The sequence below is a fragment of the Pseudomonas sp. KB-10 genome (assembly GCF_018221585.1).
GTDB lineage: Bacteria > Pseudomonadota > Gammaproteobacteria > Pseudomonadales > Pseudomonadaceae > Aquipseudomonas > Aquipseudomonas yangonensis.
Genome location: NZ_QYYB01000015.1, coordinates 1 through 16799, shown reverse-complemented (window position 1 = coordinate 16799; position 16799 = coordinate 1). Strand labels below are relative to the sequence as shown.

The window sequence follows — 16799 nt, the reverse complement described above, 5'->3', positions numbered from 1 at the left end:
TCGAGCTGACGCGATAGCCGGTCCAGGCGCTTGGCCATGGCCACCTCGCGCTGCTCGCCAGACTCGGGTGACAGCCAGGAGGCTAACGCCGCAGCGATGATTGAGGACTTCGACACGCCCTTGGTGATCGCCAATTCGTTCAGGCGCTTGGCATGCTCGGGTTGGATAAATAGGTTGAGGCGGGCTCGGCTCATAGGGCTATTCCATCGTCAGGGTCGAGGGCGGCCAGCCGCGCCACGCGCTGCAAGCGCGGATCCGGCTGGGTGGGGAAGGGAGTGGGGATGTCGTCCTCGTCGAGCAGCAGCAGGTCGCTGGCCAACTCGTCGTGATCCGGCAACTGGGCGAGTTCCGCCAACTCCGGCTGACGGCGTGGGCCGCCTTCCTCGACGGTCTCGTCATCGCTCAGGTCGGCCGCTGAAGCGTCTACGGCCTCAGGCACGGCCAGGCCGCTCCAGTCGTCCGGGCGTGGCGCCGGTGCGTCGGCGTAGTGGCCCGGCTGCAAGCGCGGCGCCGGCAGAACCCGGCTCTGGAAGTTGGCGTCGGTGAAGTAGCGCAGCTTCTTCGCGCGGATCGGTGCGAGGCCCGAAAGCATCACCACGGCCTCGTCGCTGGGCAGCTGCATCACCTCGCCCGGAGTCAGCAGCGGGCGTGCGGTTTCCTGGCGCGAGACCATCAGATGGCCCAGCCAGGGCGCCAGGCGGTGGCCGGCATAGTTGCGCTGCGCGCGCAGTTCTGTAGCAGTGCCCAGGGTCTCGGAGATCCGCTTGGCGGTGCGTTCGTCGTTGGTGGCGAAGGTCACCCGCACATGGCAGTTGTCGAGGATCGAGTGATTCTGGCCGTAGGCCTTGTCGATCTGGTTCAGCGATTGCGAAATGAGGAAGGCGCGCAGCCCATAGCCGGCCATAAAGGCCAGGGCCGTCTCGAAGAAATCCAGCCGCCCCAACGCCGGAAACTCATCGAGCATCAGCAGCAGCTTGTGCCGGCGTTCGATGCCGTCGGAGCCGTCGAGGGACTCGGTCAGGCGCCGGCCGACCTGGTTGAGGATCAGGCGGATCAGCGGCTTGGTCCGGCTGATATCCGAGGGCGGCACGACCAGGTACAACGATACCGGATGCTTGGCCGAGATCAGGTCGGCGATGCGCCAGTCGCAGCGTGAGGTGACTTCGGCCACCGTCGGGTCGCGATACAGGCCGAGGAAGGACATGGCCGTGGACAACACACCCGAGCGCTCGTTGTCGCTCTTGTTCAGCACTTCCCGCGCGGCTGAGGCCACCACTGGATGTGGTGCATCGCCCAGGTGCGGCGTGGTCATCATCCGGTGCAGGGTCAGCTCGAAGGTGCAGGCCGGATCGGAAAGGAAGTTGGCAACGCCGCGCAGGGTCTTGTCCTGGCCGGCGTAGAGCACGTGCAGGATGGCGCCGACCAGCAGTGCATGGCTGGTCTTCTCCCAGTGGTTGCGCCGCTCCAGCGCGCCCTCCGGGTCGACCAGGATGTCGGCGATGTTCTGCACGTCGCGCACCTCATGGGCGCCGCGACGCACTTCCAGCAGCGGGTTGTAGGCGGCCGAAGCGAGGTCGGTGGGGTTGAATAACAGGCAGTGGGAGAAACGTGAGCGCCAGCCTGCAGTCAGGCTCCAGTTCTCGCCCTTGATGTCGTGGATGACCGCTGAGGCAGGCCAGGAGAGCAGGGTGGGTACCACCAGGCCGACGCCCTTGCCCGAGCGCGTCGGCGCGAAGGTCAGCACATGCTCGGGGCCTTCGTGACGTAGGTACTGATCGTCGAATTGGCCGAGGAACACACCCGCGGGCTGGGTCAGGCCGGCCTTGATTACTTCATCGGCATCGGCCCAGCGCGCCGAGCCATAGGTCGTGACCCGCCGTGCCTGGCGCGCCCGCCAGATCGCCATGCCGATGGCCACCACCAATGCCAGCAGGCTGCTACAAGCGGCGATGCTGCCGCCGACATTGAAGACGTCCGGCGCATAGGCATCGAAGACGAACCACCACTCGAACAGACGCCAGGGGTGATACACCGGTGTGCCCAGAAACTCGAACCAGGGCGCCCCCAGGCGCGCCTGGTAGCCGAGCGCGGCCGCCGTCCACTGCGTGGCACCCCATACTCCGGAGAGGGTAATGGCCAACACCACCAGCACCTGGCCGTACAGCACCGTTGTTGCATGCATCCCTGAACCCGACCTCCCAGACAAAGCACGCGGCACGCAGATGTGCCGCGGGCGAGAGATTCGGTATTGGAGGAGGTGGGGTCAAAGACCGTTTAGAGGAAGATAAAGAATGAGGCGGCGATAGTTCAGGCTGTGTGGGGTAGCAGATGAAATTAGCATGGTGTGGCGCACGCGTATAACGGCTTGTGCGTTAGATGGGGCGTTTGCAAAGGAGATGGGGGAGCCTCGGTATGAGCTGTTCAGGAGGCTGCATAAAGACGTTGTCCTTAGCTAGATCTGTCACGTGCAGCAAGTGGGAATGCTGATTGGCATGGCAGATGGCCTTCATGTGGCTCTATCCTGCTATCCTGATGCTTTGTTCCTGACCAAGGTGGCAGGGACGGTTGCTTAGGAGGAGCCATGTCGGAAACCGTAAACGTTGGTGAGATTGCCGAGAAGCTATCAGTAGATATTTTTAGTAGCTTCTTTTGGCAGATGAAGGATAAGTGGAACGAGAACTTTGACTGCCATTGTCCAAATCATTTGGGTAGTGACGGCAAGCCAAAGACTGAACATCCTGGTGATTCAGTTTTCTTCTATGAGGATCCTTATCTTGGAAGCACGATTTACCTGCATACCGACCTGAAGGCCTACAAGAAAGATACTATTGGCAAACAAAAATTGCGGGATGCGTTTAAATCCTTGGCTGTCACTGTTGAGTGCGCCAAAGATTCGGAGTCTTGGCGTAGTAAGTTTGCGATTACTGATTGTGATAATTATGAAGTTCGCGGTCTTCTTTTTGTGCATAATCATGATCATGGCTATGAGAAATCGTTTTATGATCTGATTGGAAAGATCGGTTTTGATTCTATTTCAATTCCGCCAAATGTATATCTTCACTATCTCGGGCCGCACGATATAAATCGGCTATTCACAATTGTTAATGACATGATGCGGCTGACTAGCCAAAAAAAGATGTCCGCTGACTACAGTTTCTATTATCCCGACCTTGTGTTGCATCGACGCCAGGGGGATGTATGGGGACAGCCAGCAACCATTGAGGCACTTACAAGTCCGTATTTGATTGTTCAGCATAAAGGTACGGATAAGGTCGATTCAGGGTACGTGGTTTATTACAATCGCCCTGGTGCTTCGCATACAGAATTTGAGTATTTCTTGGATAGTCTGTCGCGTTATCAAATGCTTGAATCTGGAAAGTCTGTTCAGATTAGGGTTACTGCGCCTAATGCTGACCCTCAGATGATGGCGAATTTTAAAGCTGCTAAAGAGAGGTATGCCAAGGCTTGGGGCTTTGATCCGATTCGGGAAACCATTCTGCACGCGATTACTTTTGAGCGAGTGACGGCCGTTACGGATTCCTACAGTCCCGGTTGGATGGGGTGGCGCAATTGAAAAAGAAGACTTTTGGCCCTGCAATGTACTACGCATCAGATAAGAATGTCTTTGATGCGTTGATTCAGCATCGCGTCGATGCTCCTACTCTCGCGACGTTATTTGAGCGTCGAAATATTATTGCTTCAAAAAAGACTCTTCGAGATGATCTGGCAGAATATTTCTCTAGGCTTCCTCACGATTACTATGATCATAATATTATTTCGGAGAAGCTTGGGATTCTTCCGCGTCGAGAGCGGACTACGTCCATGGACCTCGTTGGAAATATTGATCCGGAGGAGTTGAGGTTTGCGCTTGAGCAGGTCAAGAAAGAAATTGCTGATAGCGGCGATGTTGCTCATATTACACGCAGTGGTAATGACTTTACGCTGAGAGTTCAGTACTCGCTGATTGATTACAAAAAAACCGAATTTGCTCAGCTGCAGAATAAGGATGGTTTGGTAGAGTTCATAAAGACGGAAGAAGGGTATCTCGTTAATAATGCACAGAACGACTTTATGAACGCTGTGCGTGACGAGATTGTTTCTAAAGTCGACAAGCTAGTGCCTGAGGATATTGAGCGGATTACGGTTAATTTATATGATGTTATTGATCCAGGGATGAGGACGCGATTTTTTATTGATCTAAGTACTGGGTTGGATGGCTTTAGTCGTCGCGATGTTTCTGATGTGTATGTTTACAAGCCCAAGCTAAGTTCTGATGATGAGGATGAGTTGGCGTCTGATGAGCACGAGACGCATATTGAAAAGGTTCTTCTTAAAGGGAATGGGGTGACTAGGTCAAAGTTATTGCTTGATTTGGTTCAATCTGACGCGTTTCATATTTTTAAGATGTGTTGGACTGCGCAGCGTGTGATGGGGAATGGGGATGTTGTTAGCGTTGAGGTTATGTTTGCAGATCCGAAAGATTGTACTGGATTCTCCATATTAATTAAGTCTGTATATCCTTATGTTGAGGGTAAGTTGGGTAAGAGGCGCGCCCCTTTGAAATCTGAGATTGATTCTATGTCTAGATTGATTGAAAAAGCGGCGCGCAAACAAATGCAGAAACTGAGGGGCGAGTGCACTCAAGGAGATGAGTAACTGTGATTACACGTTATAAGTGGTATCGGGTGCGACTGCCCTGCACGATAAGCGAATTTTTCGCTAGGCTTAGAGTTGCAGGGTACAATAGTTCTAGCAATACAGGCTTTCTGTGTAATGAAGAGGAGCTGACCTTTCGCTATATGTGGCCCTCAATAATTAATGCTATTCGTCTAGATGGTGAGGGTAATGCTGAGTATCAGCAAGTTGTTACAGTTAATTCGCAGGTTGTTACTGTTTTAGGCGAGCAGGGGGCGATTTTTCGGTTCGAAAATCCCTCAAGATCTATGCGCGAAGTGATGAATGCGTTGGAGGGGGGCGTTGGGTTTGGTTTTGGTTGTGAGCAAATTATTATTACTGACGACCTTGTACAAGTGGCATTAGAGAAAACTACTGCTAGAACTCTTAATAGCTTAAGGGTCTCAGGGGCGATTTCTAAGGTTAATGCGCTTGCTCGTGTCGAGTTGGCATCTAAAGATGGTATTAAGGTGGAGCATGTTAAGTCTCTCGGCTTAGGGGATTTTCTTATTGATTCGGCTTCTTACGAAGTTACCCATAAGGGACTAAAAGGCCAAATAGGTTTTTCACGTTCAGCTGCATGTAGGATCAGTGGGCCACTCACACCCTTCATTCTCCATAGCTTGGAACACGCGCTGCAGACAAAGTGCTAACTCGAGATTATCCGTCACTTATTCCCCCGCTAGGGAAGTTCTGAAAAAGCCATTTACTGCCACTCCCGCGAAGGCGGAGGCTCTGGTACTACGGTTTCCTGTCTGCGCGGGAGCGACGGCTATTTCAGAGTTTCCCTATTCGCTAGTGTCAGGGTGGAAGAATTGGACGGGGTGAGGAGTGTAGGGTGTGCCTTTGCCCATAAAACGTATGCGCTGGGCATCGCTGACTGCGTTGCATTGAGCCTCACCCAATTTTGCTCGACTGTCCCGGCACTGCAGCCGCAGTTCCTTGAGCCGGTTCGGATTCTCTGCAAGCGCTTCAGCCGACTCAAACGGCATCGGCTTGTCACATGCGCTGAGCAGCAATGCAGCCAGAAGTAATGACATCTTTTTCATCAAGCGATCTCCTTCTGTAATGAGTGATCCGGCAGCAACGCTTGGCTTTCCGCCGGACTCACCCGCCCGATAAACCGGGCCAGTTGCTCGGCCGGATCGCCTTCGCGCCGCACCAAGTAAGTGGTCAGCATGGTTGCGCAGCTGTCTAGCGGCCTGGTCACGACGTCCGGATTGTTCAGTTCGTTGATGCGCGCCAGGCTGGAGAAACCCAGCCCGTAACCCGCGGCTACCAGCGCCATCATCAGATCCAAGGTGGGAACACGGTCGGCAATGGTCAGTCGTGTATCCACGGTGCCCAGCACCCGCTGCAACTGTTGCCAGAACCCTTCGCAAACTTGCGGATCGCAAAGGACCAACGGATAGCGCACGACCTCATCGAGCGGCACACGCCGGTAGCTGAGCAGTGGGTGGCGGGCAGGTACCGCCACAACCAATGGATCGAACCAGACCGGCTCGGCCACCAGCCCTTCACCCACTTCGTCGGACTGGGCGAGCCCGATGTCGAACAGGTCATCGTTGAGGCCTCTGACCTGTTCGCTGAAGGTGACCTCCGACAGGCAGATTTCGACGTCCGGTTCTTCCGCGCGGCACTTGGCGAGCAGGGCAGCCAGGCGCGCCTGGGGAATACCGTCGGACAGTGCGACGCGAATACGCCCGCGGTAGCCGGCCGCCGCGCTCTTGACGCTGGCCTTGGCCTGGTCGACCACAGCGAGTACCCGGCGCGCTTCTTCCAAGAGCACCTTACCGGCCCAGGTCAGGCGCGTGCGCCGTGTGGTGCGCTCGAACAGCTGCACGCCCAGGCGGTACTCCAGTTCCTTGATGATCCGCGACAGGGGCGACTGTTCGATATGCAGACGCGCGGCGGCGCGGGCAAAATGCAGTTCTTCTGCGACGGCGATGAAACAGCGAAGGTGGCGCAGTTCCACGGCCTTTCCTCCGTCAGTTGTAGGTTTCGGCTTGCACGTCGCCGTTCCAGGTTGGCTGGCGACGCAGGTTGACGACCTGCAGCAGGGCACCGAGGGCTGCGACACCACCGGCGCTGGCGGCCAGGGTCCAGGTGGGCATTTGCAACAGCAGCACGAAGCCGCCGGCCGCGGCGCCGATGGCGCTGCCCAGGTAGAGCGCCGACTCGTTCAGGGCGATGGCCAGGTTGCCGTCGCCCTGGGCCTGGCGGGCCAGGATCAGCTCGTTGTTCTGCGGCACCTGCAGTGCCCAGCCGACCGCGCCCCACAGGGCGATGGGCAGCATCACCAGCCAGGTGCTGAGGGCAGCCGTCAGCGGCAGCACGAACAGCGACACGGCGAGGATCAGCATGATGGCAAAGGTCAGCACCGGGCCCTTGATTCGATCCACCAGCGGGCCGATCAGGAAGCTGCCCAGCACACCGCCGATGCCCCAGACCCACAGATAAGGAGTGACCGAACCAACCGCACCGTAGGCCGGGTCAGCCAGCAGCGGGGCGATAAAGGTGTACATCCCCAGGCTGGCGATGGCGGCCAGCAGCGACACCAGCAGGATGACCAGCACATGGCCGTCGCCGAGGATAGCCAGCTTCTGCCCCAGGGTGCTGGCGGTGGCCGCCGGCAGGGCCGGCAGCTTCAGCAGCAGGCCGAAGAACGCCACCAGGCCAAGCAGGGTAACCAGCCACAGCGCGGCCTGCCAGCCGAGCTGTTCGGCGATCAGCAGGCTGAGCGGCACGCCCAGTACCACGCCGCTGGCCATGCCACCCATGATGATGGCGATGGCCTTGCCGCGGCGTTCCGGGGTGGATACCGCGGCCGAAGCGCCGATGCCCATGGCCAGGTAGACGCCGGCGCCGATACCGGCGACGGCGCGCCAGACCATCAGCGCGGTGAAACTCTCGGCCAGCGCGCTGGCGGCGTTGGCGATGACGAACAGGCCCAGGGCCAGCAACAAGCCGGCGCGCTGACGATGCGCCGGCGTCAGCGCGACGAAGATCGGCGAACCCAGACCGTAGGCCAGAGTGAAGGCGGTGACCAGCTGTGCGGCAACCGCGACGGAGACTGCGAACGAGGCCTCGATCATCGGGATCAGCCCGGCGGTGACGTAGGAGGCCATGCCGAGGGCGAAGGCCCCCAGCGCTATCAGGTAAATGGGTGATTGGTTGGGTGTGTGCATGCTCGGACTCGCTTGCGTTGCAAGAACGCTTGGGTGGGACAGCGGAGGGATGCGGCCCCGCAGCGGGGCCGTATCCGGTTGGGGACTAGAGTTCGAGGCTGACGTTGTACTCGTTCAGCCAAGTGTTGAGGCCGACCGCCAGCTCCATGCCCATGCGCTCGTACATGGGCGAGACACTGCCGAGCGGCTTGGCCAGGGTTTGCTGGATACGGCCGCTGTCGAGCAGGGGCGTCACCGGCGCGTTGTGATCCGCCTGGATAGCGGCCAGGGCATCACGCAGCGCCTGCTCGTAGGCTGGATCCTGAGTCGAGGGATATGGGCTCTTCACCCGCTCGCTGATCGACTCTGGCAGCAGGTCGCGGGTCGCCGCGCGTAGGATGCTTTTCTCTCGCCCGTCGAAGGCCTTCATCGCCCAGGGGATATTGAAGGCGTACTCGACCAGGCGGTGGTCGCAGAAAGGCACCCGCACCTCAAGGCCGACAGCCATGCTCATGCGATCCTTGCGGTCGAGCAGGGTCTGCACGAAGCGTGTCAGGTTGACGTAGCTCATCTGCCGCATGCGCTGGTCGACCGCGCTTTCGCCCGGCAGCACCGGCGCCTCGGCAATGGCCTGGGCGTAGCTGTCGCGCAGGAAGCTGTGCATGTCCAGTTGGGCCAGCAGGCCCGGGTCGAACAGGGTCTTGCCGTCGAAGTACTTGCCGGTGACCGATGTCAGCCAGGGGAAGGTGTCGGCTTGGATCGCCTCCGGGTCGTGGAACCAGCGGTAGCCGCCGAACACCTCGTCCGCGCTCTCGCCGGACAGCGCCACCGTCGAGTGCTTGCGCACCTCCTGGAACAGCCGGTAGAGCGAAGGCCACATGTCGCCCCAGAACGCCGGTGGCAGGTCGAGGGCGCTGATGATCTGCGCACGCAAAGCCGGATCGGCCAGCTCGCGGCTGTCGAGGACGATCTCCTGGTGGATGGAGCGGATCTTCTCCACCAGGTCGCGCACGAAGGGCGCATCCGGCGTGCCGCGCACGGCGTCGCCGGTGAAGCCGCTGCCGTGATCGACGAAGTCGACGGAGAAGGAGCGGATGTTCTCCTTGCCGGCGGCGAGCAGCTTCTTCGAAGCCAGCGCGGTGATGATCGAGGAGTCCAGGCCGCCGGAGAGCAGGCTGCACAGCGGCACGTCGGCGACGATCTGGCGATCGACGATGTCCTCCAGCAGGTCGCGGGTATGGCGGATGGTCTCGTCCAGCGAGTGGCTGTGCTCACGCGCCTCCAGCTTCCAGTAGTGGCGGTGTCCCAGGCCCTGGCGGTTGATGCGCACGATCTCGCCCGGCATAACTTCGCGCATGCCATCGAACACGGCATGGCCTGGTGTCTTCACCATCTCCAGGATTTCGCGCAGGCCGTCTGCACGCACCTTGCGCGGTACCAGCGGGTTGGCCAGTAGCGCCTTGGGTTCGGAGCCGAACACCACACCGTCCGCGGTGGGGAAGTAATACAGCGGCTTGACGCCCATGCGGTCGCGGATCAGCAGCAGCTCCTGCGAACGCAGATCCCAGATGGCGAAGGCATACATGCCGTTGAGCCGCTCGACGAAGGCCTCGCCCCATTCGACATAGGCGCGCAGCACCACCTCGGTGTCGCTGCGGGTCTCGAAGCGGTGGCCGAGACGTTGCAGCTCGGTGCGCAGCTCGCGGAAGTTGTAGACCTCGCCGCTGTAGGTGATGGCGGCGACCTCGCGCGGGCGACCGTGCCTGGCGGTCATCGGTTGGCGACCACCCTCCAGGTCGATGATCGACAGGCGCCGATGGCCCAGGCCCACCGGGCCCTCGATCCACAGACCGCCAGCGTCCGGGCCGCGCAGGGCCATGGTGTCGGTCATGCGCTGCAGGGTGTCGCGTTGCGTTTCCAGGTTCTGGCTGTAGGACAGCCATCCAGCGATTCCACACATAGTCGTTCTCCTTGTGATTGGGTTATCCGAGGCTTTCCAGGTCGCTGTCCTCGGCCAGCAGCACGCGCGTCTCGCCATGGACATAGCGCGCCGGTGCTGGGGTTTGGGCATGGGTTTCCAGGTCGTTGAGCAGTCGCTGCAGCACCACGGCGGTATCAAGGCCGGCGAAGGGCTGGCAGGGCGGTTCATTGAGCGCCACGGCGCGCACCACCTGCCGGCACAGCCGCGATAGCTTGTGCAGGGTGTTCAGGCCTGGCTCGTCGGGAGCGGTGGCGAACTCGTGCAGCAGTTCCTCGGTGCCGTTGGCGGCGCGCGTCCAGATACGCAACTGGTCGTGATCCCAGCGCGGCGTATCGAATACCAGGCGCGCATGAATCAGCCGGGCATCGCGGTCGACGAAGCTGAAATCCACGGTGCGTTGGCGCACGATGTTGACGAAGCTGGCGTAGCCGGTGACCCGCGCCTCGCCCAGACTGGCGGTGAGTTGCACGGTGTCGAGTACCTTTGCGCCGGAGATCGAGAAGTCCGAGCGCACACCGAGCACACCATCGAGCTTGAGCTGGCCGGCGCGCGGGCAGATCCAGCCGACCAGATCCAGGGCATGGATCACCTCGCTGGTCACGCCGCAGGTGGGGCGGTAGTCGTTGATGCGGTCCTTGCCCCAGTGGAAGCTGGCGCGTACCAGTTGCCAGTCATGACGCTCTACCCAGTCGCGCAACTGCTGGGTCGCGTCCGAATAACGCTCCACCAGATCCAGGGCAAAGCCACTGACCTGATCCAGCGCACCGAGTAGTTCGTCCAGGTTGTCACCGGGCGTGACCAGCGGCTTCTCGCAGAGCACGAAGCCCCGGTAGCCGGCCAGTTGCTTGAGCACGGGCGCATGGCTGTGGTCGTTGACGCTGACCACCACAATGTCCGGATCGAAGACCTGCAGCGCGCGGCCAACGTTGTCGAAGTAGGGCAGTTCGGTCGTCTTCTGCCGACGCCCGACATAGGCCAGCGACAGCGGCAGGCCGGTGCTCGTGGCGATATGCTCGAAGGCGCGACGGTAGCGGTTGCCGGCGTAGCCCAGGCCGATGATTAGGATCTTCATACCGAGGCCTCCTGACGGATCAGCAGGCGCTCGTCGCTGACGGCGAAGCCCAGGGTCTGGTACAGCGTGCCGGCCGCCGCGGTGCTCTGCAGTACCACGCAGCTGACGCCGCGGTTGGCGAACCAGCGCAGCAGATGCTGCATCAGCTGCCGGGCGATACCGTGACCGCGCCACTGTGGTTCCACCACCACCGATTGCACCCAGCCGGACAGGCCATTGAGGCAGCCCGGTGCCGGCGCGCGCTGGTCGATGATGGCCGTCGCGCAGCCCAGCACCTGGCCGGATTCCTTGTGCTCGGCGGTGAGGATCTGTACGCAGTCGCTCTCGCTAAGGCGGCCGCTCAGCCAACTGCGGTAGGCCGCCCGCCAGCGCGCCGCGTCCTCCGGCGTCTTGCTCGAATAGCTGGCGTTGGTGCCGTCCAGCAGATATGCGCGCAGTTCAACCAAACTGGCCAGGTCGGCCTGGTTCGCCGGACGTACTGTGAAGAAGGACTGTTCCATCTCAGGCCACCTCCGCAGCAAACACCTCGGACGCAAGCGGGATGCTGAAGTGATCGAAGGTCTCGCGCAGCGACACCGCCAGATGTTCGATCTGCGCATCGCTGTGGTTCGGCGTAGCATTGACCCGGAAGCGCTCCGTCCCTACCGGCACGGATGGATAGTTGATTGGCTGCAGATACACGCCATGGTTATGCAGCAGACGTTCGGCTGCCGCTTTGCAGCGCTTGGCTTCACCTACCCGCACCGGTAGCACGTGGGTCTGGGAGCAAGGCATCACCGGCACGTCATGGTGCTTGAGGCGCTCGCGCAGCTTGGCGGTCTGGGCATGCAGGCGATCACGCTCGGTACTGCTGGCCTTGAGGTGCTCGACGCTGGCCAGGCAGCCTGCGGTAATTGCCGGCGGGAGCGAGGTGGTGAAGATGAAGCCGGTGGCGAAGGAGCGCACGGCATCGACTATTACCTGGGTCGAGGTGATATAGCCGCCGATTACGCCGATGGCCTTGGCCATGGTGCCCTGGATGATGTCTACCTGATCGGCCACGCCCAGCTCGGCGGCGATACCGGCGCCGCGCGGGCCATACATGCCCACGGCGTGCACTTCGTCGAGGTAGGTGAGGGCGTTGTAGCGCTTGGCGACCGCGACGATTTCGGCGATCGGGGCAATGTCCCCATCCATCGAGTAGATCGACTCGAACACCACAATCTTCGGCTGACCCAGCGGGTAGCTGGCGAGAATCTGCTCCAGATGCTCGACGTCGTTATGGCGGAAGATCTTGCGCTCGTTGGGCGTGGAGCGAATGCCGTTGACGATGGAGGCGTGGTTCAGCTCATCGCTGATCACCACGCAGTCGGGGATGCGCCGCAGCAGGCACTGGAGGGTGGCGTCATTGGAGCCGAAGCCGGTGGGGAAGACCAGCGCCGCTTCCTTGCTGTGCCAGTCAGCCAGGCTCGCCTCCAGGCTGGAATACACCTCGTGCGAGCCGCCGATATTACGCGAGCCGCCGGAGCCTGCACCGTAGGACTCCAGCGCGTCGTGCATCTGTTCACGTACGGCTGGGTGCTGCGACATGCCGAGGTAGTCGTTGCTGCACCAGACCACCACCGGTTCCTGCTCGCGACCGTCCAGCTTGGCCAATGGATACTGGCCACAGATGCGACTCAGGGTGGTGAAGGTGCGGTACTGGTTGGAGGACTTCAATGTCTCCAGTTGTTCCCGAAGAAGTGCTTGGTACATCCGTTTATCTCCTTAGCGAGTTGATGACACATCTCTGTGTGGTTCCTCATCAAGCGAGAGCCCGGCACGGGTAATGGCGGCCAGGTCGGAGTATTCTTCTTGGGATTTATGGGGGTTACAATTTAACTAATTATCCTATTACTGGAGGTAACTGGATGAGCGCGCCTCGCAAAGCTGAACGCACTCGGGTAGAACTGGCCGAATTCCTGCGTAGTCGCCGCGAACGAATTTCGCCGGAGGAGGTGGGCCTGCCTGCCGGTAGTCGGCGGCGCACGCCTGGGCTACGCCGTGAGGAGGTCGCAGCCCTGGCCGGGGTGGGTTTGTCTTGGTACACCTGGCTGGAACAAGGACGGGCTATCAGCGTGTCCGCGACTTTCCTCGACAACCTTTCGCGCACGCTCAAGCTGGATGCCACCGAGCGTCGCCATCTGTTCCTGCTCGCTCACCAGCGTCTGCCGCCAGAACCGGGGAAGACCTGGTGCACGGTGCCTGCGCTGATTCATCGCCTGATAGGGGATCTGCCGTCACGTCCGGCCTACGTGCTCAACCTGCGCTGGGATGTGCTGGCCTGGAACGCTGCGGCAGATCGGGTGTTCGGTTTCTCCGCGCTGCCGGCGGACCGCCGCAACCTGCTGTGGATGCTGTTCACCAGCCCGACCATGCGCGAGTTGTTCAACCCTTGGGATGAGCAGGCGCTTCAGATACTCTCCAGCTTCCGCCGCGACTTCGTTCGGGCGACTCAGGATCCGGATATCACCGCGCTGGTGAAGGATCTGGAGAAGGCCTCGCCGGACTTCAGAGACTGGTGGCGGCAGCAAGACATCCATGGCCCGTGCCAGGGGATCCGTCACCTGAAGATCGATTCGGTCGGCCAGGTGGTGTTCGAACACACCACGCTGACCATCGACGAGGATCGCCACTTGCGTCTGGTCTACTACGCGGCCAAGGAAGGCATGTCGCAGAGCCGTGACTTCGAGCGGTGGCTGCAGCAGGAGCCGCTGCTGGTCTAGGCCCTGGCGCCGAATGCTTAACCAATCGACGGCCCGCGCTGGCGACCCAGTTGCCAGGACGCACTGTTGCCCTGGATCACCGCCGACACGCTCTGCCCGAGCCTCTGCTCGATCACCGGCTTCCAAGGCACAAGGCTGAAGCCGACACCATCGTCGAGTAGGGCGTAACGGCCGCTGGCCAACTGCACGCTACGCCGGTAGATCCCACTGACGCGCTGGCCATCGACTGCCGGGCGATACTGCAGGCCCGTCTGCGCCGAGAGCTCGCGCGCTGCCGCCGTCAGCTCCCGCCCGCGCAGGGTGGCCAACAGGTTGCGTGCGAGCACCACGCGTTGGCCCTGGCGTTGGGCCAGGCCCTGTTCCACTAGAAAGTTCGCACGCTGTCGCAACGCTTCGCGTACTTCACTGCCGAAGCCCTTGTCGGCCAGCTCGCGGCTACCGCCGAGTAGTTGCTGATCCAACCAGGTCGCGCCGACGGCGCGCACCTGCTGCTCGAGGGGCAGCGGCGTACGCAGCTCGACGGCGACGTCGCCCAGGCGGCGGGCATCATGCTGCCGGCCTTGCTCGGGCAGGTCGGTCGGCACCCGCCAAACGCCCTCGGCCAGACGCTCGACGATACCGGCCCGGCGCAGGGCTTCCAGACGCCGTACATGGCGCTCGACCAATGCATCGGGATCCTGTTCTTCGACTGCCTGTGATCGTGCCAAGGCTAGGTGATGATCGGTGCGATACAGACCATCTGCAGCCAGCGCGGTAATCGACCGATCGACTGTGCGCGGCTCGCTCAGGCTGCGCGTTTCCACCAGGCCGCCTATTGGGTAGTCGGCCAGTTCCGCGCGGGCAGGCAAGGCCAGGTAGTGAGCCTTGCCGTCGAGACCGTCGACCACCAGGTAGCCGCGGTCGTGTAGCTCGTCGGCCAGCCCCTTGGCCACGATCCGACCGACCACAACAGAGCCATCCTTGCCCGGCTCGAAGACCGCCAGCTCGCGCTGCGTGCTTCCCATGGCTCGCTGCATCGTACGCACGATATCGCCGCGCTCACCCATGGCACGCAGAGTTACCTCGGCGTCGTCACGCAGGAGCCATTCTCCTGGCCGAACTTCATGTGCGAGTTCAAGCTTCTGCAGATGCTGCAAGCGGCCGATCAGCAGTTGCCGACGTGGATGGTTTGCAAGTGTTTTCAGGCTCAGGCCGCCGGCCAGGCGTTCGCGAAGCAGGGTGCGATCCAAGCTGGTGAAACGCTCCTGCTGCACCTCGCGCTGCAGGCTCTGCTGGATCTCCAGCTCGGTACGCGGTCCCAGCCATTCGGTGGCCAGCTCCGAGGCGCGGTTGCGCATGCCCTCGGCGATGTAGTCGCGGGCGATCACCAGGTCCTTGCCGGTGTCGTCCTTGCCGCGCAACACGATATGGGTGTGTGGGTTGTCAGTGTTCCAGTGGTCGACCGCCACCCAGTCGAGGCGGGTGCCGAGGTCGGCCTCCATCCGGCTCATCAGGTGGCGGGTATAGGTGCGCAGGTCGTCGAGCTGCTCGGCATCCTCGGGCGAGACGATGAAGCGAAACTGGTGGCGGTCGTCCCGGCCACGTTCCTCGAACGCATTGAGGTCCGCCTGGTCGGTCAGTGGCCCGTAGGCCTGACCCGGATCACCCTCGCGACTGACGCCGTCGCGCTCGATATAGCGCAGGTGGCTGAGCGTCGAGCGCTTGCCGGCCTGGCGCAGGTTCACCAGGCGCGCCTTGATGGTGACGCGACGGGCGTTGGACGGCAGTTGCTGCGCGCTGAAACGAGCGGCGATATGCCCGCGGCCGAGGCGGGCGCCGGGCTGCTGGCCCGCCTTGCGCGGCTTTCCGGTGCCGGCCTTGTTGGCCTGACGCAGCACCCGGTTGACGAAGGGTTGGCCGCGTTGCTGCGGCTTACCCGGCTGCGGGCGAAAGCGCAATTCGTCATCCGGACGGCTTCCCTTGCTCATGTCTAAGACTCCTCCAAGTTGATCGTGATACGGCGTATCAGGCACGCTTCCAGGCCAGTGAAACTGCAGGGCGAGCACCATTTCGGCACCTGGCGACACCGACGCTGTGTCGCCGCCAACCCCCGTGCAGACTGCTTTCCGGGCCAGCGAAGTGCCGCCCCCTTTTATCTTGCCCTCCGCTTTTTCCGTGCCTTTGCGCTGCTGAGCTGGGTAATCAGGAGAGGCGGGACGGCGACTTCCAAAGCTCCTGGCCGGCAGGCGAGGGCAGAGGTATCTGCAGCCAGGCGGCCCGCGACCGCACACACCGGGCGCATGCAGTCGGCAGGCGGATCGACACGGAGAAGGCCAGTTCATCGACGCGACTCCAGCCACAGGGGCTGCGCCCGGCCGATCACCGTGTCGACAGACACCGGGCCAAAGTAGCGGCTGTCGAACGACACCGGGTTGCTGCTGCTGAGCAGGAACAGCTCGTCGCCAACCAGGCGCCGACATGCCTGCCAGGCTGGCAGCGCGCGGCCCTGTAGATCCCACTTCAAGCGCCTGGCGACAAGTTCACCATCGATACGCACCTGGCTGCCTTGCACGCACACCCGTTGCGGCGCCACTGCCGCCACGGTCTTCAGCAGCGGCACGTTCACCGGCAGGTAGCCACGCTGCGCCGCCAGCGACCTCACCTCTGATGGCAGGCGAACCAGTACCAGATCGCCCGGCACCAACGAGTTGGCCGGCGCAATGCGGTACCAGCCGACGGGCACGCTGTCGGACGCGTTGTAGACCAGCCGTGGTGGCGACGTTGTGAGCGCCGCCCAACCCAGGGCCATCAGACTGCCGGCGAGCAGCGCCGGTGGCCACCGCACACCGCGAGTACCCAAGGTCACGACGTAGCCTCCGGAAACTGCCGCTCCAGCACTTCGCGCAGCATCTCCGCCATCGTCACGCCGCGGTCGAAGGCTGCCAGCTTGATGCGCGTGCGCAGTGCCGGCGTCACATCCAGCGTCAGCCGGGCGCTATAGCGCTCGACCTTGCCGTTGTCGACTCCAGCACCCTTGCGTATCCAGGCTTCGGCCTGCGGATCGACAAGCGGGCGTGCACCGATACCGATGCGCTTGCCGCTCATGGCGACCACCTCAGCAACTCGTCGACCAGACTGCTGACCTCGCGCGCGGCGGCGCTGTCCGGCGCCAGTTCGCGGGC

The 16799-nt window shown here is 61.6% G+C and carries 15 protein-coding genes and 2 pseudogenes; 4 read left to right on the top strand and 13 right to left on the bottom strand.

What is annotated here, in order from left to right:
• Nucleotides 1–194 (bottom strand): annotated as a pseudogene (locus DXK50_RS24545) (ribbon-helix-helix protein, CopG family); the annotation flags it as partial.
• Complete coding sequence (locus tag DXK50_RS24540; protein ID WP_212632107.1) at nt 191–2182, bottom strand: conjugal transfer protein TraG; 1992 nt, start codon at nt 2180–2182, stop codon at nt 191–193. The gene DXK50_RS24540 and the pseudogene DXK50_RS24545, both read right to left, overlap by 4 nt.
• 399 nt (nt 2183–2581) lie before the next feature.
• On the opposite strand from DXK50_RS24540, the gene DXK50_RS24535 reads away from it, so the two are divergent.
• Genes DXK50_RS24535 through DXK50_RS24525 form a run of 3 tightly spaced genes read left to right on the top strand, consistent with a single transcriptional unit; the run spans nt 2582 to nt 5327 of the window.
• On the top strand, nt 2582–3574 hold the full coding sequence (locus DXK50_RS24535; protein ID WP_212632106.1) for a hypothetical protein: 993 nt from the start codon (nt 2582–2584) through the stop codon (nt 3572–3574).
• Nucleotides 3571–4656 (top strand): hypothetical protein, encoded by a 1086-nt coding sequence (locus DXK50_RS24530; RefSeq protein ID WP_212632105.1) that lies wholly within the window; start codon nt 3571–3573, stop codon nt 4654–4656. Before DXK50_RS24535 ends, DXK50_RS24530 begins: the two co-directional genes overlap by 4 nt.
• A 2-nt stretch (nt 4657–4658) precedes the next feature.
• The gene (locus DXK50_RS24525) at nt 4659–5327 is read left to right on the top strand and encodes a hypothetical protein (RefSeq protein WP_212632104.1); all 669 of its coding nucleotides are present in this window, start codon (nt 4659–4661) and stop codon (nt 5325–5327) included.
• 135 nt (nt 5328–5462) lie between these two features.
• Here the strand turns inward: DXK50_RS24525 and DXK50_RS24520 are convergent, their stop codons facing one another.
• The 7 genes from DXK50_RS24520 to hemA all read right to left on the bottom strand — a co-directional run bounded on the left by DXK50_RS24520 (nt 5463) and on the right by hemA (nt 12628).
• Nucleotides 5463–5723: an EexN family lipoprotein gene (locus DXK50_RS24520; protein WP_212632103.1), complete on the bottom strand. Its 261-nt coding sequence runs from the start codon at nt 5721–5723 to the stop codon at nt 5463–5465.
• Nucleotides 5723–6649, bottom strand: coding sequence for a LysR family transcriptional regulator (locus tag DXK50_RS24515; protein ID WP_212632102.1), 927 nt, complete (start codon nt 6647–6649; stop codon nt 5723–5725). Before DXK50_RS24515 ends, DXK50_RS24520 begins: the two co-directional genes overlap by 1 nt.
• A gap of 13 nt (nt 6650–6662) precedes the next feature.
• Entirely contained in the window at nt 6663–7862 is a 1200-nt protein-coding gene (locus DXK50_RS24510) for an MFS transporter (RefSeq protein WP_212632101.1), read from the bottom strand.
• Between the two features lie 85 nt (nt 7863–7947).
• On the bottom strand, nt 7948–9801 hold the full coding sequence (gene asnB / locus DXK50_RS24505; protein ID WP_212632100.1) for an asparagine synthase (glutamine-hydrolyzing): 1854 nt from the start codon (nt 9799–9801) through the stop codon (nt 7948–7950).
• Between the two features lie 22 nt (nt 9802–9823).
• The gene (locus DXK50_RS24500) at nt 9824–10894 is read right to left on the bottom strand and encodes a Gfo/Idh/MocA family oxidoreductase (protein WP_212632099.1); all 1071 of its coding nucleotides are present in this window, start codon (nt 10892–10894) and stop codon (nt 9824–9826) included.
• Nucleotides 10891–11394, bottom strand: coding sequence for a GNAT family N-acetyltransferase (locus DXK50_RS24495; RefSeq protein WP_013715994.1), 504 nt, complete (start codon nt 11392–11394; stop codon nt 10891–10893). The genes DXK50_RS24500 and DXK50_RS24495 overlap by 4 nt, the downstream gene beginning before the upstream one ends.
• 1 nt (nt 11395) lies before the next feature.
• Nucleotides 11396–12628: a 5-aminolevulinate synthase gene (gene hemA / locus DXK50_RS24490; protein ID WP_212632098.1), complete on the bottom strand. Its 1233-nt coding sequence runs from the start codon at nt 12626–12628 to the stop codon at nt 11396–11398.
• 155 nt (nt 12629–12783) lie between these two features.
• Between hemA and DXK50_RS24485 the strand changes: the two genes are divergently transcribed.
• Entirely contained in the window at nt 12784–13638 is an 855-nt protein-coding gene (locus tag DXK50_RS24485; protein ID WP_212632097.1) for a helix-turn-helix transcriptional regulator, read from the top strand.
• A gap of 17 nt (nt 13639–13655) precedes the next feature.
• On the opposite strand, the gene DXK50_RS24480 is transcribed toward DXK50_RS24485, so the two are convergent.
• The 4 genes and pseudogenes from DXK50_RS24480 to DXK50_RS24465 form a co-directional block, all read right to left on the bottom strand.
• On the bottom strand, nt 13656–15605 hold the full coding sequence (locus tag DXK50_RS24480; protein ID WP_212632096.1) for a relaxase/mobilization nuclease and DUF3363 domain-containing protein: 1950 nt from the start codon (nt 15603–15605) through the stop codon (nt 13656–13658).
• 350 nt (nt 15606–15955) lie between these two features.
• Nucleotides 15956–16483: a S26 family signal peptidase gene (locus DXK50_RS24475; protein WP_212632095.1), complete on the bottom strand. Its 528-nt coding sequence runs from the start codon at nt 16481–16483 to the stop codon at nt 15956–15958.
• Nucleotides 16480–16722: a hypothetical protein gene (locus tag DXK50_RS24470; RefSeq protein WP_125851384.1), complete on the bottom strand. Its 243-nt coding sequence runs from the start codon at nt 16720–16722 to the stop codon at nt 16480–16482. Before DXK50_RS24470 ends, DXK50_RS24475 begins: the two co-directional genes overlap by 4 nt.
• Nucleotides 16719–16799, bottom strand: a pseudogene (locus tag DXK50_RS24465) (ParA family partition ATPase); the annotation flags it as partial. The pseudogene DXK50_RS24465 and the gene DXK50_RS24470, both read right to left, overlap by 4 nt.